At 43.4% G+C, this 20,443-nt stretch carries 24 protein-coding genes; 7 read left to right on the forward strand and 17 right to left on the reverse strand.

What is annotated here, in order from left to right; all coding sequences use genetic code 11:
- Window positions 1-3: 3 nt before the first annotated feature.
- On the reverse strand, window positions 4-570 hold the full coding sequence (locus B3S93_RS07620; RefSeq protein WP_292399187.1) for a glycine cleavage system protein R: 567 nt from the start codon (window positions 568-570) through the stop codon (window positions 4-6).
- Window positions 571-978: 408 nt separating this feature from the next.
- Between B3S93_RS07620 and B3S93_RS07625 the strand changes: the two genes are divergently transcribed.
- Window positions 979-1,311 (forward strand): hypothetical protein, encoded by a 333-nt coding sequence (locus B3S93_RS07625; protein WP_292399190.1) that lies wholly within the window; start codon window positions 979-981, stop codon window positions 1,309-1,311.
- Between the two features lie 6 nt (window positions 1,312-1,317).
- A complete protein-coding gene (locus B3S93_RS07630) occupies window positions 1,318-1,656 on the forward strand; it encodes a 5-carboxymethyl-2-hydroxymuconate Delta-isomerase (protein ID WP_292399194.1) in 339 nt (112 codons plus the stop codon).
- Window positions 1,657-1,676: 20 nt separating this feature from the next.
- Here B3S93_RS07630 and B3S93_RS07635 read toward each other — a convergent pair whose 3' ends face one another.
- Window positions 1,677-2,678 (reverse strand): helix-turn-helix domain-containing protein, encoded by a 1,002-nt coding sequence (locus B3S93_RS07635; protein ID WP_292357378.1) that lies wholly within the window; start codon window positions 2,676-2,678, stop codon window positions 1,677-1,679.
- Between the two features lie 178 nt (window positions 2,679-2,856).
- Here B3S93_RS07635 and B3S93_RS07640 point away from each other — a divergent pair, with 178 nt between their 5' ends.
- From B3S93_RS07640 to B3S93_RS07655, 4 genes are read left to right on the forward strand one after another with little or no spacing between them, the layout of a single operon-like run.
- Window positions 2,857-4,269: an ethanolamine ammonia-lyase subunit EutB gene (locus tag B3S93_RS07640; RefSeq protein ID WP_292399197.1), complete on the forward strand. Its 1,413-nt coding sequence runs from the start codon at window positions 2,857-2,859 to the stop codon at window positions 4,267-4,269.
- The gene (gene eutC / locus B3S93_RS07645; RefSeq protein WP_292399200.1) at window positions 4,262-5,161 is read left to right on the forward strand and encodes an ethanolamine ammonia-lyase subunit EutC; all 900 of its coding nucleotides are present in this window, start codon (window positions 4,262-4,264) and stop codon (window positions 5,159-5,161) included. The genes B3S93_RS07640 and eutC overlap by 8 nt, the downstream gene beginning before the upstream one ends.
- Before the next feature lie 25 nt (window positions 5,162-5,186).
- The gene (locus B3S93_RS07650) at window positions 5,187-6,554 is read left to right on the forward strand and encodes an ammonium transporter (protein ID WP_292357383.1); all 1,368 of its coding nucleotides are present in this window, start codon (window positions 5,187-5,189) and stop codon (window positions 6,552-6,554) included.
- 11 nt (window positions 6,555-6,565) lie between these two features.
- Window positions 6,566-6,730, forward strand: coding sequence for a hypothetical protein (locus tag B3S93_RS07655; RefSeq protein ID WP_292399202.1), 165 nt, complete (start codon window positions 6,566-6,568; stop codon window positions 6,728-6,730).
- Between the two features lie 104 nt (window positions 6,731-6,834).
- Here B3S93_RS07655 and B3S93_RS07660 read toward each other — a convergent pair whose 3' ends face one another.
- The 5 genes from B3S93_RS07660 to B3S93_RS07680 form a co-directional block, all read right to left on the reverse strand.
- Window positions 6,835-7,365 carry a DUF3280 domain-containing protein gene (locus B3S93_RS07660; protein WP_292399205.1) on the reverse strand — a complete coding sequence of 177 codons (531 nt, stop codon included), beginning with the start codon at window positions 7,363-7,365 and terminating at the stop codon, window positions 6,835-6,837.
- 111 nt (window positions 7,366-7,476) lie between these two features.
- A complete protein-coding gene (locus B3S93_RS07665) occupies window positions 7,477-8,184 on the reverse strand; it encodes an esterase/lipase family protein (protein ID WP_292399208.1) in 708 nt (235 codons plus the stop codon).
- A gap of 44 nt (window positions 8,185-8,228) precedes the next feature.
- Window positions 8,229-9,719 (reverse strand): sodium:solute symporter family protein, encoded by a 1,491-nt coding sequence (locus tag B3S93_RS07670; protein WP_292357389.1) that lies wholly within the window; start codon window positions 9,717-9,719, stop codon window positions 8,229-8,231.
- Entirely contained in the window at window positions 9,716-9,949 is a 234-nt protein-coding gene (locus B3S93_RS07675) for a hypothetical protein (RefSeq protein WP_292357390.1), read from the reverse strand. Before B3S93_RS07675 ends, B3S93_RS07670 begins: the two co-directional genes overlap by 4 nt.
- A 177-nt stretch (window positions 9,950-10,126) precedes the next feature.
- Window positions 10,127-10,636, reverse strand: coding sequence for a DUF1097 domain-containing protein (locus tag B3S93_RS07680; protein WP_292357392.1), 510 nt, complete (start codon window positions 10,634-10,636; stop codon window positions 10,127-10,129).
- Between the two features lie 509 nt (window positions 10,637-11,145).
- On the opposite strand from B3S93_RS07680, the gene B3S93_RS07685 reads away from it, so the two are divergent.
- Window positions 11,146-11,841, forward strand: coding sequence for a type 1 glutamine amidotransferase (locus tag B3S93_RS07685; protein ID WP_292399211.1), 696 nt, complete (start codon window positions 11,146-11,148; stop codon window positions 11,839-11,841).
- A 35-nt stretch (window positions 11,842-11,876) separates the two neighbouring features.
- Here the strand turns inward: B3S93_RS07685 and B3S93_RS07690 are convergent, their stop codons facing one another.
- The 10 genes from B3S93_RS07690 to B3S93_RS07735 all read right to left on the reverse strand — a co-directional run bounded on the left by B3S93_RS07690 (window position 11,877) and on the right by B3S93_RS07735 (window position 20,443).
- On the reverse strand, window positions 11,877-12,335 hold the full coding sequence (locus B3S93_RS07690) for an MOSC domain-containing protein (RefSeq protein ID WP_292399214.1): 459 nt from the start codon (window positions 12,333-12,335) through the stop codon (window positions 11,877-11,879).
- 313 nt (window positions 12,336-12,648) lie between these two features.
- The gene (locus tag B3S93_RS07695) at window positions 12,649-13,023 is read right to left on the reverse strand and encodes a hypothetical protein (RefSeq protein ID WP_292357398.1); all 375 of its coding nucleotides are present in this window, start codon (window positions 13,021-13,023) and stop codon (window positions 12,649-12,651) included.
- Between the two features lie 26 nt (window positions 13,024-13,049).
- Window positions 13,050-14,144 carry a reverse transcriptase family protein gene (locus tag B3S93_RS07700; RefSeq protein WP_292357399.1) on the reverse strand — a complete coding sequence of 365 codons (1,095 nt, stop codon included), beginning with the start codon at window positions 14,142-14,144 and terminating at the stop codon, window positions 13,050-13,052.
- A gap of 225 nt (window positions 14,145-14,369) precedes the next feature.
- The gene (locus B3S93_RS07705) at window positions 14,370-14,825 is read right to left on the reverse strand and encodes a host attachment protein (protein ID WP_292399216.1); all 456 of its coding nucleotides are present in this window, start codon (window positions 14,823-14,825) and stop codon (window positions 14,370-14,372) included.
- Window positions 14,826-14,851: 26 nt separating this feature from the next.
- Window positions 14,852-15,151, reverse strand: a complete 300-nt coding sequence (locus B3S93_RS07710) for a chaperone modulator CbpM (protein ID WP_292357403.1) — start codon at window positions 15,149-15,151, stop codon at window positions 14,852-14,854.
- A 31-nt stretch (window positions 15,152-15,182) separates the two neighbouring features.
- Entirely contained in the window at window positions 15,183-15,614 is a 432-nt protein-coding gene (locus B3S93_RS07715) for an Hsp20/alpha crystallin family protein (RefSeq protein WP_292357405.1), read from the reverse strand.
- Between the two features lie 28 nt (window positions 15,615-15,642).
- Window positions 15,643-15,837: a DUF2934 domain-containing protein gene (locus B3S93_RS07720; protein WP_292357407.1), complete on the reverse strand. Its 195-nt coding sequence runs from the start codon at window positions 15,835-15,837 to the stop codon at window positions 15,643-15,645.
- Window positions 15,838-16,073: 236 nt separating this feature from the next.
- Window positions 16,074-17,408, reverse strand: a complete 1,335-nt coding sequence (locus B3S93_RS07725) for a sigma-54 dependent transcriptional regulator (RefSeq protein ID WP_292399219.1) — start codon at window positions 17,406-17,408, stop codon at window positions 16,074-16,076.
- 734 nt (window positions 17,409-18,142) lie between these two features.
- Window positions 18,143-19,513, reverse strand: a complete 1,371-nt coding sequence (locus tag B3S93_RS07730) for an NAD(P)-binding domain-containing protein (protein WP_292357410.1) — start codon at window positions 19,511-19,513, stop codon at window positions 18,143-18,145.
- A 150-nt stretch (window positions 19,514-19,663) separates the two neighbouring features.
- Entirely contained in the window at window positions 19,664-20,443 is a 780-nt protein-coding gene (locus tag B3S93_RS07735; RefSeq protein WP_292399222.1) for a PAS domain-containing protein, read from the reverse strand.

Here is a 20,443-nt window from a genome sequence, read left to right on the forward strand (position 1 = left end):
TCCTTAATTACTGATGTTGCTCACGGATTCGAAGATCTTGCGATGTTGCGTATCAATTTCGATATCCAGTCTCTGGCCGACTTCATGGAGTGCATCACGCAAATCCTGCATGATGGTTGAACGCGGTACATCAACTTCAAACACCATCAGATTATCCATCGGATTCTTACCGCCTTTGAAAATCGCCTGAATATTGGTGATATTCACCCCATGACGGGCGAGTTGGGTAGATACTTCAGCCACCAGACCCCGTCGATCCGGGCCGATTACGGTCAGAATGTAAGGTTGTACTTCAGGCGGATTTTCCTGCCAGGGTGTTGGTTGCTCATCCCATGGATCAACGTGAATCGACAAACGCATTTTCTGGCCTACCTGCTGGAGAGCCTTGTGCAATTCTTCACACTGAGCTTCTTCTGGCATTGAAACCATTAATAACGCGCCGAATACCGATTGAAGCAGTGTTTGGCTCAGATTTTCAATATTACCGCCATGCTCGGTAATAACCGTGGCAACTGCTGCCATAATACCGGGCTGGTCATTGCCAAGAACCGAAATGAGTGCCTTGTTCACGATGTCTCCTTGTATGAGATCGAATAGTTAAAAGCGGGTTTGGGCATAATTTTTTGAGGGAACCGCTTGCTCCTGTGGTCAATAGACCAAAGCAAATCCACAATGTCACATTGACGCGCCATTTTAGTTCATTAATGATGAATTTTTGTACAGATAAAGAATAGTCGGATAGCTTATCAAATTAGGGCTTGTTGATGTGCAATTTACCTATCATGAAGTTTTTGCTGTTTTATCGTTTAATAAGCCTAGTCTGCACTTGCGTCAGCTGAATTTTCAGCTTTATTAGTACGGCTTTTCCAGCCGATTCTAACGCTTTGAGGGTGTCGCAACTCTTAGTGCTTTCTGAAACATTTGCGAAGTTTGTATCAAAATTAAAGTTTATTGTTTACTCCTAAAAAAGAGTTTTTTATGGCCATTCAATTTCTCCCGATTATCAAAGCTGTTGCGCCTTATGTAGCCCAAGTTGCAGCCTATGCGATACCGGCATTTACTGCCAAACCCGAAGCGGTCAAAGCCGATCCGGTTGTGGTTAAACAGATAGAAGAATTGCAAAAAGCAGCAACACAGAACGCTCAATCCATTCATGTGCTGGCTGAAAATATGCAGCAGGCGATCAGTGGCTTTGAAACGGCTGCTGAAGAAGCCAAAAAGCAGGTTAAAACCTATCGAAATCTCTTATTTTTTTCATTAGGTTTGTCAGCGATATCAGTGCTGATATGTCTTTATCTGCTTTTGAGATAGGTCACTATGCCACATTGCATTATTGAATTTTCCAGCTCACTGGATATCTCACCAGACATATTGGTGGAGGCCGTTCATCATGGGGTATTGGAATCGGCTTTATTTGAGTCATCCCATATTAAAACCCGAGCACTGGCTTATGAGTATTTTCGACTGGCGGAGGACTGTAACGATTTTATCCATGTCACTATCCGTCTGCATGACGGCCGCACCACACAACAGAAGCAACAGTTAACCAAACTGGTATTACAACAGTTGGAAAAACTTGCGTTAAAAAGTACTTCTATAACGCTAGAAACGGTAGATATTGAAACTGAAAGTTATGCGAAAGCTATCACCCCTTAACCATTAAATGCACATCCCTTTCAGGTTTGAATACCCTGTTTTTCCGCTAATACTTGCTGATGGCGCATTGCTGTAACGGAAGGATTCTCACCAAATAGACTGGTGTAATCATGGGTAAACTGACCGGCATGAAAAAAGCCCCATTGCTGGGCAATCATCGAGATGGTCTGCTCATCCTCTAACCCGTTTAGCAAAATCCGTCTTACAGCATTGAGCCTTGAAATCCGCATACATTTAAGCGGGCTTATTCCCAATACATCTTCAAAACAATATTGCAGGGTACGACGACTGACATGTGCCAGATCACACAGATCCGTAATACTGAGCGGTTTATCAGGGTGGGAGTCCAGATACGCTGTAATCTTTTCTACCACGGCACGGCGTTTCACAAAGCTCGGTTTTTCATGAATCTGCTGCTCGTTTTGCTGCAGAATCTCCAGCACTGCCATAATTAAAATATCTTCCTGATGCTGTCGGATCAGATGATCTTGTTGTGGCTTCAAAACATCATTTAACAAGTAACGCAGTGAATTCAGTTTGTCGGACTGCCAGAATCTTAATGGCGAATAAAACAAACTGTTATCTAATACGATACCTTGTTTACGAGCGAAAGCATGAAGCGTGGCTTGATTAATGACAATGCCAAAAATATTGAATTGTTCTGGGGTAACTAATTCAAACTGGGTATTGCCAGGCCGAATCATCAGATGATCACTACTGACATGATGACCATTGATACGGCAGGATTTTTCATCTGCTGAAAAACCCAGCCAGATTGCATTAGGCCATACATTGCATTGTTGTCTTACGGTTTGGCTGGTGTGCTCTCGAAAGGCATGAACTGAATCAAACAGTACTTCTTCAATTTTGCCGTAAAAGCGTCCGTTACTAATCTGATCATACTGCTGTTGCCAGTTTTTCAGGTTATGGGCCTGCTCGTCGGCGTCTGTAGCTTCCATAACGCACCATTTAGATACAGTCCCGCTTTGTTTAGGTGCAAATTCTTCTGGATTATCGGTCATCTGCTTTACCTGTTTTAATAATAATGCCGGTGCTGCCTAAGTAAGTAACTGAATATAAACCCAATATTATTTTGCCGATTTTCGATATTCGGCCGGTATAGATATCGCATTCATAGTTTGTAAACTTTGTTTATTCAGGTGCAATTTTTATTCCATCTAATTGGATTTAAAGCAGTTTATGAGCCAAAGCTATCGATATCAGTTGGGCAGCAAAACCTATCAATTCGCAGATTTAGCTGAATTGATGGCAAAGGCGACCCCTGCCCGCTCGGGAGACCGATTGGCCGGTGTTATTGCTGAATCAGCAGAACAACGTGCTGTCGCTCAATTGCTATTAGCTGAAGTACCTTTAAAAACATTTCTGAATGAAACGTTAGTACCTTATGAAGATGATGAAATTACGCGTCTGATTATCGACGAACATGATGCAGAAGCATTTTCAGTTATCTCTCATCTGACAGTCGGTGATTTTCGGAATTGGTTACTAACCGATACCGCAAGCACAGAAGTCCTGAAACAAGTCAGTGCTGGCATTACCCCGGAAATGGCTGCTGCTGTCAGCAAAATTATGCGTAATCAGGATTTGATTCTGGTCGCCCAGAAATGTCGAGTGATTACAGCTTTTCGCAACACCATCGGTTTACCCAAACGCCTGTCTACCAGACTGCAACCTAATCACCCGACCGATGATGTCAATGGCATCGCGGCCAGTATGCTGGATGGTCTTTTATATGGTTCTGGGGATGCAGTTATTGGTATTAACCCGGCAACCGATAATGTGACGCAGGCCACGCGGCTAATGAATCTCATGGATGAAGTGATTTCTTTGTATGAAATCCCAACACAATCCTGCGTCCTCACTCATGTCACGAATACACTGGAATGTATCGAAAATGGCGCTCCGGTAGATTTAGTTTTTCAATCGATCGGGGGAACGGAAAAAACCAACAGCAGTTTTGGCTTTAATCTAGCGATCCTGGCTGAGGCCCAACAAGCGGCTTTATCACTGAACCGTGGCACCGTTGGCCAGAATGTGATGTATTTTGAAACCGGACAAGGCAGTTCTCTTTCGGCAAATGCACATCATGGTCTGGATCAGCAAACCTGTGAAGCCCGCGCCTATGCCGTTGCCCGTAAATTTGACCCATTACTGGTCAACACAGTGGTTGGTTTTATCGGCCCTGAATATCTGTTTGATGGCAAAGAGATTATTCGCGCCGGTCTGGAAGATCATTTCTGCGGCAAGTTATTAGGGCTGCCAATGGGCTGTGATGTCTGCTACACCAATCATGCTGAAGCCGATCAGAATGATATGGATAATCTTCTGACATTGCTTGGTACAGCCGGCTGCTCATTTGTGATGGGCATTCCCGGCTCAGATGACATCATGCTCAATTATCAGACCACCTCATTTCATGATGCGTTATATGCCCGACGGGTGTTGGGTTTAGGTGCCGCGCCAGAATTTGAAGCGTGGCTGGAAAAGATGCAGATCATGAGTAATGCTGGACTGGCCCAACTCACCAATCATTTACCTCCAGCCTTCGCCGGTTCACTGAACAGCTCAGCCGTGAGGCATTTTCATGGTTGAAGATAAAGACGTGCTGATAACGGATCAATACAAAGCTGATGAAGACATGGTGACGCATAATCCATGGCGTCAGTTGAGACAGTTCACTGCGGCACGTATTGGTCTTGGTCGTGCCGGGGTCAGTACGCCAACCCGGGAATCTCTGGAATTTCAACTGGCTCATGCCCAGGCTCGTGATGCGGTGCATACCGAGCTGGATGTTGAAACCTTGCAACAGCAGCTGCTCCAATTGCAGCAGGATTTTCCACAAATCACTACTCAACCGCCACTGATATTACATAGTCGAGCCATCGATCGTGTGACCTATCTGCAACGTCCTGATTATGGACGACAGTTGGATGAGGAAAGTTTTACCAGCCTGAAACCATATTACACAAAAACGCCTTATGACCTTGCGCTGGTCATTGCTGACGGCTTATCTGCCACTGCGATTCATCAAAATGTCGTGCCTTTTATTAGCGCTTTGCTGCCGATATTAATCGACGGCATTGAGGACTTCACACTGGCACCGATCACCTTGGTTCAACAGGGCCGCGTGGCCATTGGTGATGATATCGGAGAAGCACTTAATGCCAAGGCGGTATTGATGCTGATTGGCGAACGTCCCGGTCTCAGTTCACCGGACAGTCTTGGCTTGTATATGACCTGGTCACCCAAACGTGGTCTGACCGATGACAAACGAAATTGTATCTCCAACGTGCGGCAAGCAGGGCTTTCCTATGCTACTGCAGCACACAAATGCCTTTATCTGCTGAGTGAAGCTCGCAGGCTCCAGTGTTCTGGTGTTGCTATCAAGGATCGATCGACTGAAAAAGTCCTTGATAGCAGCGCCGTTCAAACCAGCTTTTTGCTGGACAACAAAGTTGACCGAAAAGGGGTAAACGGGAAATGACTTTAACTAAAATGAGGATAGTAAGATGGAAAACTCGCCAACACTAGAATCCTTGCAGGCAGCGTTAGATGCCCAGCAAGCTGTATTCGAAATGCATCAGGCCATGAATGTAGAAGTTTTTTATTGGTGGTGTACTGCCATCATGTTAATGATACATGCAGGCTTTCTGGCCTATGAAATGGGCGCTTCACGAAGTAAAAACGCACTTGCAGCCGGTATCAAGAATATTCTTGCTATCGCACTGATTATTCCGGCATTTTATCTGTTTGGCTGGTGGATTTATAACGCATTTCCTAATGGTTTTGTCCCTATTGAAGCAGCAGCTGCATTACCATGGGCTGCCAGTATGGGTCCTGATGTTCAGGATATGGGAACCGGGATTTTCTGGGCAGCATTTGCCTTATTCGGGGCCACAACCGGGTCAATACTATCCGGGGCGGTTATTGAAAGGATACGGGTCAGTGCGTTTCTGATACTGACTATTTTCCTGGGTGGTGTGGTCTGGATTATGGCAGGGGCATGGGGCTGGCATCCAGATGGCTGGTTGTTAACCGAATTTGGTTATCACGATGTCGGTGCTTCTGGCGTTGTACATGCTGTAGCGGGTTTCTTTACTCTGGGTGTTTTGATGAACCTGGGTGCTCGTAAAGGCAAGTTCATTGACGGTGTGCCACAAATCATTTCTCCTCACAGCCTGCCAATGACATTGATTGGCCTGATGATGATTATCTTTGGTTTCTTCGGGTTCCTCGGTGGTTGCATCATCTTTAATGGTGGTGAGACAGGTTGGACCACAATTTATGGAACACCTACTAACCTTTCAGCATTTGCTTTTAATACGCTGATGGGATTTGCCGGAGGTATTATTGGTTGCTACATCGCTACACGTGACCCATTCTGGACCATGTCTGGTGGTCTGGTCGGTATTATCTCTGTAGCAGCTGGTCTGGATATCTACTCTCCTTCACTTGCGTTCATCATTGCCGTGACTACCGGTATCGTGGCAGTTCAATTTGCCAAGTTCCTGGAAAAACGTGGTATTGATGACGCGGTCGGCGCTGTCAGTGTTCATGGTTTCACAGGTGTTGTTGCGGTTGTTCTGGTCGGTGTATTTGCCGGTGGAACACCTAATGCAGAAGGTTTACCGGAAATTAGCTTTGTTGGCCAGCTCATCGGGGCTGCAGTAATGGGGCTGATGGGCTTTGTACCAGGGTATGGCTTGTCATTCTTACTGAAAAAAGCCAACAGCCTGCGTGTACCTGAAGCTTGCGAAGATATCGGTATTGATGAGGTTGAACTCCTGGCTAAACCTTATCCGGAAGGCGGCGTGCCCGCTATGACGGATCTGACCACCAGTGAAGTGCCTAACAAATTAGCCAATTCTGAAACCTAAGGAGCATTATTATGGGAAGTTCAATTACAACCTGGGAAAACGTCAGTGCCTATTTTACCTTTGCAGATAACCCTTTTGCTTTGGTGCTATTTGCAATCGGCACAGCCGCCATTATTGCCGGATTGATTATTTCAATTATCCGTCATGAAAATGCGGCGTTTGAAAAAATTAAGTAGGGTTTATTCCTGCTTTATGCAGGGTTAAAAATTACTTTAATTCATAAAAAACCCCGGCTTAAAGCCGGGGTTTTTGTTGGTAAAGCAGATAAACAGACCCTAAATTAATCTCTATTCCAGTCCTTTAAATCGCGCATGGCATATTTAATTGCACGTTCCCAGGCCTGATCAGTGTTGCCACGAAAATCATAGGATTTACGCTTGATCAGCTTTCCTGACTCTACTTCTTTAAACTCGACATGTAATGTTGAAATCAGATGACTCATACGAAATACATTTGGCACAATCACCAACTCTGCACCCAGCTCTTTCGCTAAGGTAAGTTCACAACCATTGCAATAATGCAGATTGTGCTTTTCATCAAACGCTTTAACTTTCGCCAGAGAATCGGCATCGTTGATGATATTAAACTGCGTCTTATCGTCTAATTCATTTCGCAGATGTTCACTGAACTTGGCAATCTTTTCTGCGTTCTCGGCTTTATCGCCGGTTACTGAGCTATCTCCAGTAATCAGAATATCCAGCACCAGAGTCTTATAGTCATGCTTCTGATAGTCATCGGCCATGACAGAGGCAGCACTGACAAACAATATCAACGCCAGGAAGTATCTGGTTGCACGGGTCATTAACGGCATACGGTTCTCCTAAAATACGATTACTCACCCTAACAGTGACTGCAGAAAACCCAAACAGTTTTTTGACTGCAAACAGCGGGATATTTGCCCGTTCAATAAAGTAATGATGAATTAATGCTGGAAAGTCCCGTTTTGCAGAAAATGCAGGGTCTGCGATTGCACCGTATCGTTCGCCATAATAAACGGATGTGTTTGCTCAACCACCAGAAAATCCTGCATGCCATCCAATCGTGCATTTTTGATGGAAACCTTGCCATCATCGGGTCCGGGAATCAGCGTAGATAAGATCAGATTGATCGAGCGGTTTCCAGTAATAATACCCAGTTCAAAAGTGGCTGGTCCCAACTGGTTGGGTATAGCGTCTTCTGTTGTCCCCAGTTGCTTGCCGGCAGGCCCGTTTATCCATTCAAATAAGCCCCAGGTGCCCAGTTTGTCGACCACTTCGCTGCCTTGATTAGGCGGCGATAACATTACTACCCTGCCAATTTTGATTTGCTGATGTTCCACCGCGAGTTGCCTGACAATAATACCTCCCAGTGAATGGGTGACAAAATGCAAAGGTGTTAAAACATCACCGAAACATTGTTGGATTTCCGGTACAACAAATTCGCTGGTCAGATTCTCGATACGGTGTTTGCGGGAAGGATAATCAATATTGCATACCTTATACCCTGCTTTGCTCAGATGTTTTTCCATCGAATCCATTGAGCCTGCTGTGCGAGCCAAACCATGTAACAGCACAACATTACCGGCTGACTCCTGCTCCTTGCTGTGAGCTAACGGTGAGCTTATGCTCAGCATTAGCCAGCCAAAAGCCATTAACCATCCACAATTTGGCAAACGGTTATAATTTTTCATCGCAACTAAATTGATTTTGCAGTAGCTAATTTTCCTGTGGGCTTGGTGCTTTTTGCTATGGCAATATCCTGCCAGAGTTTTTCCACATGTGACTCTACCGGTCGACAGTATCCAGCAATCAGCATAATACTCAATGTGGTTAAAAAGCCATACACGCCGGGTGTCCAGCCATAAGTGATGATAAATGCTGGCTCAAAGATTGTTAAGCCAAATGATACTGCCATCCCCGCCAAAAACCCATTCACTGCACCGATTTTATTGGCACGCTTCCAATACAACCCAAGTAACACCACCGGAGATAAAACAATCATGCCCTGGTAAGTCATCAACGCCAGAAACACTAATTGCCCTTCTCGTATATAAGCCCCAATCAATGCACCGATACTCATAAAAACTACTGACCAACGGGCAATTTGCAAGGCAGTTTTCTCACTGATATCACGTTTAATGACCTGTGCCAGATCACCTGAAATTGCGGTAGACATAGCATTAAGGATACTGCTCACCGTCCCCAGACTTGCCGCCATTACCAGCACCGCAAAAAAACCCAACGGCCATGCACCTGCCTGACTATGGATCCAGAACATTGCTTCCTGAGGATTTTGTTGAGCAAATGGGAGTGGATGTAATGCCATTGCCAGCAGAAACAGTAAACCGAATGACAGAATACCCAGCGTCGGCGCAAATAACACCGATTGTTTGATGGTACGAATACTGTCTGCAGCAAATAACTTGTTATAGACCCATGGCCACATAAAGCCGCCCAGACCACTGGTAATGACGATTGCCATCCAGTAATTTGGCGACATATCCCAGCCGGGACCGGGAAAGGTTAATGCTTCGGGGCTTTGTTCCAATATGCGTTGCATAGCGCCTTCAATACCGCCAAGCTGGGTATAAATAACCCATAACAGAATGGCTGATCCCGCAATCAGCATATACAGACCCTGAATAATATTGGCAGTGATAACTGAACGCATGCCACCGAGTGCGACATAAAACACCACCACAAATATGCCGATGATCATGCCCAGTAACGGGCTTATAAATCCATCAGTCGCATAATTAAACACGTAACCAATGGTGTACCACTCCATTAATAACCACGGTACTGATAACGCTACACCGGCAAAACCTGTTAATACCCTGATTGCATCGCTTCGATAACGTAGCCCCAGCAGTTCTGACTGGGTACGGATGTTATATTTCTTGCCCCAGATAAAGGATTTTTCAGCGACCAGATACATCACCAGCATGGTGATAATGCCATAAGGAATAACGTACATACCGATCATGCCAAAACTGACGGCAAACCCTGAAAACACGGTATACCCGGCACCGACATACCAGGTAGCAAGAAAGCCTAAGGTAATACCCAACACCCCAATACTATGACTTGCTGTTGCATAATCATTCAGGGTTTTCACGCCCATCTGACGACGGTTTATCCATAGGATAAGTCCCAGAAAACCCGCCAGCATCAACATTGGAATCATTTTGATGCCTCCGACTCAACTTCAATATCCAGATCACCACTACGACTCTCAACCAGATACCAGCAAGCCAGAAAAAAGGCGCCTAATAACGCCATGGCAATCTGCCAGAGAAAGGCAAACGGTAAACCGATAAAACTGGGTTCAACACGATTAGCCCAGGTAAAGAAAATGGGAAATGTGGCCAGTACAATAGTGGATAAAATTAATAGTAGAAAAATGGCTGAACGCATAAAAGTCCAAATCTATTTTATTAAAATGGGTGCGATGAGCATGTCAACAAATTCATCGCAATTCAATATCAATGATTAACGGAGTATTCATAACTCAGGGCCGGCACAACTGAAATATCTTTCAGTTATACCGGCCCTGAAATGGTTATAAAAAAACCGCTTAAATGCGGTTCAATATTAAGATTTCTTTTCGATTGCAGCAGCCAGTTTGGCAGATAACAAACCAAAAACCGCACCAAGAATCGTGGAAAGAATGATGATCAATACAGGATTAGTCATATCCATAGTTATGGCACTTCCAGCATTTGCTGTTTGTAAACCAAATGCGGCAGTTGCGGCATAACCATAAACATTGGCTGGTACCACCGATAACAAATCAAATCTGGCCACAATAACCAGGAAAAATACGGTTACACCGACATAAATCGCGGTTCCTAAAACACCTGGTAAACCCAGCGGGTTGGTAGTCGCTAACAATAAAGCAATGCCAGCAATCACCGCACCATAGCTCATGCCCACAATGGTTTTTTGTAAGGCCGGCATATCAGCACCGGTATGGAAAAAACATGCCCAGGCAATAAAACCTGCCCAGACTAAAACAAAACCAGCTAATGGACCTAAAGCCAGGTACGCCCAAATAGCTCCTAATACAGCAATACTTATAGATAATGCAGTTAACTTTGACATACGTTCTCTCCGTTGATTTTTATTAAATTAACAACCCGTTCCTCGACAAATTTTATTTATAACTTTTTTAACTATAGGGTTGCCGGAGTGATAGTAATCCTATATATGATCAACTGTAAACCAGTTCGCACCACAATTGTGCGCAAAGTGAACAAAAATGGGGCATCAGATAATTTTATCGTTTAATCAGTAGCTTAATGTGACGCAACATTTGATTAAAACCGTCATGGTTATAGCTAATATCGTTAGCAACCGTAGTTGACTATAGAGTTTGATGATAAAGATTGGATTTAAATCATTCTTTTGACCCTTGATCTTTCAAGCCCACTAATGCTGAAGGATATTTTTTTCCAACAAGGCAGAAATGAAAGATTTACAGGCCCCAAGACTATGCTTTTCTATTGGTATTCGCTATCGTTCACATACTGCTCGTAATGCCGCGATTCGCAGTTTACTTTTTTCAGATAGCTCTTCCTGCTATCTGTTTTAATCAGATTTTGGAGTTGCGAATGCAGAAAGTCGCTATCTTTCAGCATGCTGATGGCGAATGGATAGGTTCCATGCGGCATTGGTTTGCAGATAAACCGTTTCAATTGACTACTTATCGGTTGGATCAGCATGTTCAATTGCCTGCAGTCACCGAGTTTGACTGGTTAATCATTATGGGTGGGCCTATGAGCACTTATGATGAAACCAACTATCCCTGGCTGATTGGTGAAAAACAACTTATCCGTGAAGCGGTTGACGCAGAAAAGACTGTGCTGGGGATTTGTCTCGGCTGTCAGTTAATTGCATCAGCCATGGGGGCCAAAGTATATCCAAATGCTCAACAGGAGATCGGTTGGTTTTCCGTCAATAAAATCGATCCCGAAATAACATGGATGCCTGATGATTTAACCCCACTTAGCTGGCATGGGGATTGTGTGGAGTTACCTGAAAATACCCGTTGTTTTGCCGATAGCAGGATTACTCCCTGTCAGGGTTTCTATTTTGGCAAGCGAATTTGGGCGTTACAGTTTCATCTGGAAGTTGAGCCTGGCACGATTGAAGCCTTTCTGGCACTGGAAAAGCATTCCTTGCCCGAGACCGAGTTTGTACAAAAGGAAGTGGAATTAATGGATAACATCGATCAGCTTAAACGAAGCAGACAAGCAATGTTTGCTTTATTGGATGTTTTACATCGGGAATCTGATACCAATAGATAAAGCTTTCTGTGGTGGAGTAGCTTGGATAAAACTGGCTACTTCACGACAGGTTCAATCTGCATCCCCACTCTGATTTGACCATCTGACAGAACATCGGCACGCAGTCCGGCTTTATGCGTAAATGCTTTGACGATAGCTTTTTTGCTTATGCTATCGTTTTCCAGTAATGCGCCCAAGGTAGAGCAGGGTTCACAAAGTTCTACGCCCTTGAAACTGACATCGCCAATCCAAAAAACCTGTCCAACTAAATCGTTAAGACGGACGCCTTCGGTAATTACATTACGCCGGGTATCAGACAGACTAATCTGCTGCGAAAAACGCTGATTAAACTCACTGATTTCTTCCTGTTCGATAAAGGTAATGTTCTGCCCCGGCCATTGGCTTCTGTCAAAATTACGGTCTCCTTTAATACCTTTACCCGCAACCAGATTAATTTCCGGGACTTGTCGTTGCCCACCCAGATTTTCGCTTGCTGTAAAAATTGCTTTTATCATTTCGAAATTGCTTTACCTCCATTATTAGCGAATCAAAAAAGGAGCATGCTTTCAGGCACACTCCTTATTTCAGGACGGGTCAATGAAACATTACTTCAACTGGGTAGCAAAGTGTTTATAAAACTCCCTTTGAATCAAGTAAACTCTGCTAAAAACTTATACAGCATAAACGCCTTCTCGCAATAGACCCAAAGTCTTCCAGCAACATTTTTTTGTTCACCTTAAATACCATAATACATTTATCAAAATACAACTAAATCGATCAATCAGCGCTGTTAATTATCACGATCAATCTTTATCAGTTAGTTCTTAGTCATCTCCAGAACTGCCACCATTTCTTGTTATTTTCACGTGACTGTTGTCCTTGCTGTGCTCCCTGACCCAACTCATTCTGTGTCTGTTGGTTTTTCATTTCACGCTGTTGATTCATACCCTGGTTTTCGTCCTGATGTTCGCGAAGTCTTTCACGATCCTGTTCTTTCATTTGCTCCTGTTGTTTGTTCCCCTGCTGTCCGCCCTCTTGTGTTTCATTGCGCATTTGTTCTTGTTGTCTTTCTTGCTCTCTAATTTGCTCAGACTGCTCATTCCTTTGCTGGTCTTTACTCGCTCCTTTTCCGGTTTCGCTCATACCTTGCAAAGGCCAAATAATCAAACTTGTCACTAAAATGCTGATATATAGTTTTTCCATTTTGCTTCTCCTATGGGTTATCGGGTTTACACCAGCCTGTAAACATCCGCTAATTGATGTCGGTAGTTTTGTGCAAGTGACGGATCAATATCATGGACATAGGACAATACCCCGTCTAAATGCGCTTTGAATCCATCAGTGGATAGAAAACCACGCTTTTGTGCGTGTTTCTGAAGACCAACATCAGAGTGGTTTAGATAGAAAATATGTTGACGAATATGGTTTCTAACCGATTTTTGTAGTCGAGGCTCTTCACCGTCGACTAATAGTCCGAGAACAATTTTTCTGGCGCCTGGCGTAATGATCTTGGTTTTAGTCATATTCGGTGACTGACCATATGTTCGCATCAAGCGAAAAACTCGGTGAATAAAGGCCTTGGCCAGTTCTCGTGAAAAGCTCGTGAGTGGCGTTGAAAAACTGAGATCATCAGCGTATCGACTGTAAGTTAATTGTTCTTCCGCGGCGAGATTCATGATCTTCCGGTCAAACGCCACCATGGCGAGATTAGATAATGCCGGACTAGTTGGTGCGCCTTGAGGCAAGTGGCCCATTCGCTGACCTTGATATTGACTGATAATAGTGGAGTTTCCCTCAATCTCCCATCTATGCCGATGCCGAAAAGCGGTCAGACTACCCAGCCGGGTACACAATCTTGCAAGTTCAAATGCTATCAACGGCTGGTAACCCAGACTGTAGAAAACCCGATAAACATCAATCTCGGAAATAGCACCAAAAAAATTATATAAATCGAGCTTTATTAACCAGCGGCAGCCACAGTGAACGCTAGCAGCATCGCGAATAGACTTTCCCTTCTGAAAAGCATAACTTACCGGACTTGGCTGGGCCTGAGAAAGGATATGCCGATATATCCATTGTTGCACTTTGAGCAAACTTTCATCAGGTATGGCAATGATACGAAAGCCGCCTGATTTTTTCCTTATCCGGAATACTTTGTATGGTTCTGGTGACTGCCGGGTAATAATTTTCCTGAGATCGCGATAGCTGGTCTCAGTGAGGTCTGCAAGATGCTTTAGACTCTTAATAGGCGGCAAACAATTACTCGAAGCAGATATTTCCTGCGAATCGTGAGTGAAAAATAACTGAGAGTGCTTTCGACCCATCTACTCAGACCCGAAAGGGGTAGGTGTCGTGACAAGCCAAGGAGGTAACGCCGCAGGTGCAGGCGCGACACGCTTAGCCACAAGCAAAGGCTTGCCCGAGAAGCTGAAGTAATCTCCGCCCCCACTTTTTTCAACAGAAAAAAGCGTAGTTAGTAAACTAACATGCACTAGATAAGTCATCCGGCACTCCCAGTTAATCCGTGAGAAGCCATGTGAATAATGTGTTTATCCATTAAGGAACTCGCTCTGGAAATACCCATGAAGATGTGCTTGGATTTCTTGTTTTTCCATCGCAACGAGATCTCTGGGTTTTTCCAGGATGATGTGTTTTTTTATGTTGGCTGGCATTAATTTGCGTAATTCACCTAAAAAATCAGGCGCGGCAAGAATCACAAGATTACCGAGACTCTGTGTCTCATATAGATCGCGCAAGAATCGGATAACGAGTGATGCAAATGCTACCTCATCATGATGTTTATGCGTTTCTGCTGTCTGATAATTGTGACTACCCCCTCCGCGAGACATAATTCTGCCTGGTGTATCAGAAGTCAGTTCCTGCTCTAACAAATGTCCGGTAGGATTTTTTATGTGTTTGATTTCAGACAGTGTCGCATGTCGATTTTCAGCGCTGAACACTTTAGCTTCTGAAGCGTCCGCCACTAATACAGTCATCATTTTCATATTTCTCCTATAAAAATGCTCTTCTATCAATCGATCTGCAATCGCTCACGCAAACTATTTATTTCATCCAGTAACTCTATAGCTAGAGCAGCACCAGCCATATTCAATTCCAGATCACGACATAAGCGCATTGCAATATGGACTTTCCTAACACAATCAGTCTCATATAAAGCCTCATGATCGAGTATGGTCATAGCTGATGGTGTAATCACCCCATAATCGAGCATTTCTGTCAGTTTTTTTTGTGGCAGTCCACAACGGTTGCATATCTGTTTGAACGACAGCAAATGACTAATAGACTGATACACATCGATATCTGACTGCAATTAACGCTAGCCTCTTAATGTCACTTCTCTGCTACTTTTCAACCTTGATCTCCAAAGGTTTTGCTTGAGCCTTTGCTTTTTTAGGTACAGTCAGTTCAAGAACACCATCTGTTGTTTTGGCTTTTATCTTTTCCAGATTGGCAGCTTCAGGCAATGTAAAGCGACGCATAAAACTGCCACTAAACCGTTCAATGCGTTTGTAATTATTCGACTGCTCACGTTTCTCAGATTCTCTTTCACCTTTGATAGTCAGAACATCATTTTCAACCGTGACTTTGATGTCTTCAGACTTTACGCCGGGTAAATCTGCTTTGATGACGAACTTGTCCTCTTCATCTGTAATATCTACAGCCGGAGACCATTCTTCGCTATCAAAGTTGGCTATCGCTGAACTGGGAAAGAAATTACTCAGTTCACGCTGTAAATCATTGATTAAACTTAAGGGTTTGTATTGGCCAATCATCTCAGTATCCTCTGCTTGTTAAAGTTTATTACTCAATTGACTGGTTGATAGTTCGCTCGGCTTCTAGCCAGTCGTCCAGCTCACGCTCACCATCAAAATTACGTTTCTCAGCAATGTAATAGGCTGCTTCTTCAATCATTTTATGATGCGTTGTAGTAAATGCTTGGTTGCTGTCTGGTAATTGAGCCGAGGCATTTTTACTTTTTGTTTGTGTCTTTGCCATAGACTTTCTCCAGCATTGTGAAAACAACTTTTCTTAGAATAAGGCAAACAACATGCCTGTTTTTTATGTTATTGATAAGTATTATTTTTTTTCGAGCAAGCAGGAGAGTTAAGATAATGTCTGTCGAATAAATGAGTCATTTTGATGATGGAATATCTGAAGAAATAAGGTAAATGTACCTTCAAGCAAAGTGTCTACAAATGTAGACAGCTGATGAATTTTTTATACATCCTCAATTAATGACCAAGGCCATGTTTGTTCATAAGCCGATATAGCATTGCTCTGGAAATACCGAGATGATTAGAGGCTTTACTCACATTGCCTTCATCCCTTTCCAAAGCGTCAATAATCGCCCGTCTTTCGGTTTCTTCTTTTATAGCCTTAAGTCTTTGTGTTCGTGGTTTGGTGTCGGTTAATTCAATGCCTAAATCATCGCTTTGAAGTTCTTCACCATCGCACATAATGACGGCTCTTTGTATTCGATTCATCATTTCACGGATATTGCCATGCCAAGCATAGCTTTTCATCATCGCAAGGCAATCTGATGAGAAACCACTGAACTGCTTATGATGTTCTGCTGAGAATTTATTCAGAAAATAATAAGCCAATAATTCGATGTCCTGCTGGCGATCTCTAAGGGGGGGTATTTTGATTTCAAGCACATTCAGCCGATAAAAAAGATCCGCACGAAATCGTTCTCGATACATCGCTCTCTCCAGATCAACATTTGTAGCGGCAATTACCCGAACGCGGACTTTTACTGTATCAACACTGCCCACCCGTTGAATGGTTCCCTCTTGCAGAAAACGCAGGAGGTTTGCTTGTTGTTCAAAAGCCAGCTCCCCGATTTCATCAAGCAGTAACGTGCCGTTGTCAGCGGCTTCAATGAAACCTTTTTTTTGCTGATTAGCACCGGTGAAGGCTCCCTTCTCATAACCAAATAACTCTGCCTGAATCAGGCTATTGGCGATACCACCGCAATTTACTGCGATAAAAGGTCCTGATAAATCTGACATTTCATGCAGAGCTCTGGCAACGAGCTCTTTGCCTGTTCCGGTTTCACCCGTAATCAATACGGTGCAGTCTACGCTTGAGGCTTTTTTAATAGCTTGTTTTAAATCATTGATTAGCCGGCTATGGCCCAGAAGAACTCTGTCAAAAATAAGATTGTCTGGGTGATCACAGGCCGAAGACATTATTTTGGCCTGCTCCAGCATGTTTGATAGCTGCATCTGTGTCAGGGGAAACAGATGATAATCATCAAAATAATTGCGCAGAAGCGATTTTATGGAAAGCTGTTCCAATAACGCCGAGGGTACCAAAGCCAACCACTTGATTTTTGATGCGGTAATAAAAGCTTTTAATCGGTCTAGGTTATCCAGCTGAGGATCATACTCACTGAAATCGACCAAGCCGATGGAGCCAGTGTGAAAAGATACTGGAGAATCCGCATGACTATTAAGGTCAAAAGTTACCACATGCCATTTAAGGTGTTTTAAATACGTGATGATAGGTTCAGACTCCTTTCTAAACCTAATAAAAATTAATGGCTTAAAAAATTTGTTTTTCATTCCTCCCCCCCTACTACTCGATAACACAGAGCAAGAAGCAGCGTGTTTCAAATGAAAGGACGAAACAGACTCAAATTAATTATAAGAGCAAATTTATTATTTGCTAATGATCTACTTGCATTAATACAGCAACGATCTGAAGTTCACGATGAACTTAGCTGCAGTTTTATTATTTCACTGGGAATACAGACTTATATTGATATAGATCAAAAGAAATGTAATAGCTGAAACAATTTATAATTCAGTCAATTATCAATAATATTTAATACGCATTTTTGATATTCACTTGGCATATGCACGATAAGCATAAAATCGTTTAACTAAAACGATTAATGAATCGAAGAAGATAAATAATAAAAACACCAAGCTTATTGATAAAAGCACCCGTATCTCAGGAAGAATCATTTCTAATTCAACGAGTAGATAGATAATCGATTGTACTGCAGAAAACCTTGAAGGGCTGGAACTAGTTTCCGCCCTTCTGCCATGAAAATGACTCGTATAGAACAACTAAACTGCCCGATTTTTTTGCCTTTATGGACAAAAAACAGCCCCCAGCAGGGGGCGAGGAAAAAACAACAGGTATTAATATTCCATCCAGTTTTTATGATTGGATTATCTTAGAGCTTAGTCCAACCATCAAATCGATCACAAATAGCTCACCATTTTATCGATCATATTAGTTAACAAACTTATCCTATCCAATTGAATTAAAATAAAAAAGTTTATTAGGCTTAGGCTTCTTTAGCTATTCGTATTTCACTTTTATCAGACAAATAGGCTTCTAGCGAGTCATCCAAAGCCTCCAACCAAGGGGTGTGATGAGGTGGCGACATAGTGCCGGTCATTAGCGACCGATACGAGTGATCACGGAAGGTCATAATGTTTTTCTTCTTATGATATTTCCATTCCAGGAAAGTCTGATTGACGGCTGGAATATCAAATGAAGGATAGTCCGTGGCATCAATTAATTCCTGGATGTAATCGCCCTGATAGGTATACATTTCTTCAGCCGTTTCCAGCGTCAGCTCTTTCTCCCGCCACATCATACTGTGCGCCTTCATGTCAGCTTTTGACGGTAATGCAATACGCCCCATGATAATGTCTCGAACATACCAGGCCTGCGCATCAAACATATTGAATGAGTACCATTGATCCTGCATGCCAAGATAGAAAAACTTCGGATTATCCTCCCAGACCACGCCTTTATAGAGATTCAGCGGCCACAAACGATTGTTGGTCTTTAAGCGTAAATCATCGGAGAGGAATGGGAAGTAATGTAAATAGCCGGTACATAAAATAATCGCATCAATTTTTTTCGAACTGCCATCGATAAAATAGGCCGTATCGGTATCAACTCTGACCAGATTAGGCTTTTCATCCCAGTTTTCCGGCCATTTATAGCCCATGGGTGCCGTTCTATAACAGCTAATCAGACTGCGGGCACCGTATTTGTAACATTGCGAACCGATATCCTCCGCAGAATAACTGCTGCCCACCAGCAAAATATCTTTGTCTTTAAATTCCAACGCATCACGGAAGTCATGGGCGTGCAGAATACGTCCACCAAATTTATCAAAGCCTTCAAAGGTGGGGACTTTTGGCGTAGAGAAATGGCCAGTAGCACAGACCACGTAATCAAATTCTTCAGCGTAAACCGTATCTGTGCTGTGATCCTGAACTGTGACGGTGAATTTTTGACTGGCATCATCGTAGGTTACATTGCGAACAGCGGTGTTAAAACGGATATATTTACGTACACCGGCCTTTTCTACCCGGCCTTTAATGTAATCAAACAACACTTCGCGCGGTGGATAAGAGGCAATCGGTTTACCGAAATGTTCTTCAAAAGTGTAATCGGCAAATTCCAGACATTCCTTGGGACCATTAGACCAAAGGTAACGGTACATACTGCCATGTACCGGTTCACCATTTTCATCCAGGCCGGTGCGCCATGTGTAATTCCACAAACCGCCCCAATCACTTTGTTTTTCAAAGCAGACTATTTCTGGAATTTCAGCCCCTTTTGACTGGGCGGATTGAAAGGCTCTAAGTTGTGCAAGGCCACTGGGTCCAGCGCCAAGTACCGCTACTCGAGTTGACATAGGTTCACTCCATCAAAGTTATTTATAAACATGAGGCTGCGTTTAATGCAGCTGTCAGCGTAAAAGTAACCTGCTATGGCGTGATGAAAAATCCTCTTCTATGGGTATCCCAAACAGGGTAAGTGGTTAATTAAGTGGAAAAATACCTATTTATTCAGCTATCTGAAAAATAATTCCCTCAACACCAAGTACCATTCCACTCTCGGAATACAACCCCCTGCCCTTATCAAGAACTACAATTTCATTTCCATTTGCCTGGGTGAGACGGTATTGAATGGTAAACGTGTTTTGGTTTTCCAGAGCGATCTGCACCTGCTCCCAGACATAGCCAGCATCTGCTGCATGAATCATCGCCCCCAGTGACACCTGTGGTTGATTCAACATAGTCTGGGCACTGTAACCGGTTACATTCTCACAGCCTTCACTGACATATTCCATCGACCAGCTGATATTGTTTCGCGCTCGATACAACATGGCCGGTAAACGATCCACCAGACTTTGCAAACTACGATAACTGGCATGACGCACCTGCTCGTTACGCACCTGGGGGGTAATATCACAAAGTGTGGCCGACAATGGATAGAGTTTATTTTTTTCCACTGACTGTAAGCGCATTTCACACCAGCGCAATTCGCCACTGGCACTTATCAGGCGAAACCAGATAACTTCTTTTGCTTCACAACGCATGTTCTGCAACAACTGTATCCAGTTAGAAATATCCTCTGGATGGAGAAAGTCAGTAAACACCTTGCCTTGGGTTTGCTCTATGCTGATACCGGTAATATCCTGCCAACACTGATTAATCATTATTATCTGATGCTGTTCATCGAGCATCATGACGACATCACTGAGACTATTTAGCAGCTGGGTCAATTGTGATGCTGTGGGGGCGGAGTTAACGATTTTATTTGGCCATTTAAGTAGGGTCAT

Origin of the sequence: Methylophaga sp. UBA3613, from assembly GCF_002375415.1 — a bacterium.
Classification (GTDB): domain Bacteria; phylum Pseudomonadota; class Gammaproteobacteria; order Nitrosococcales; family Methylophagaceae; genus Methylophaga.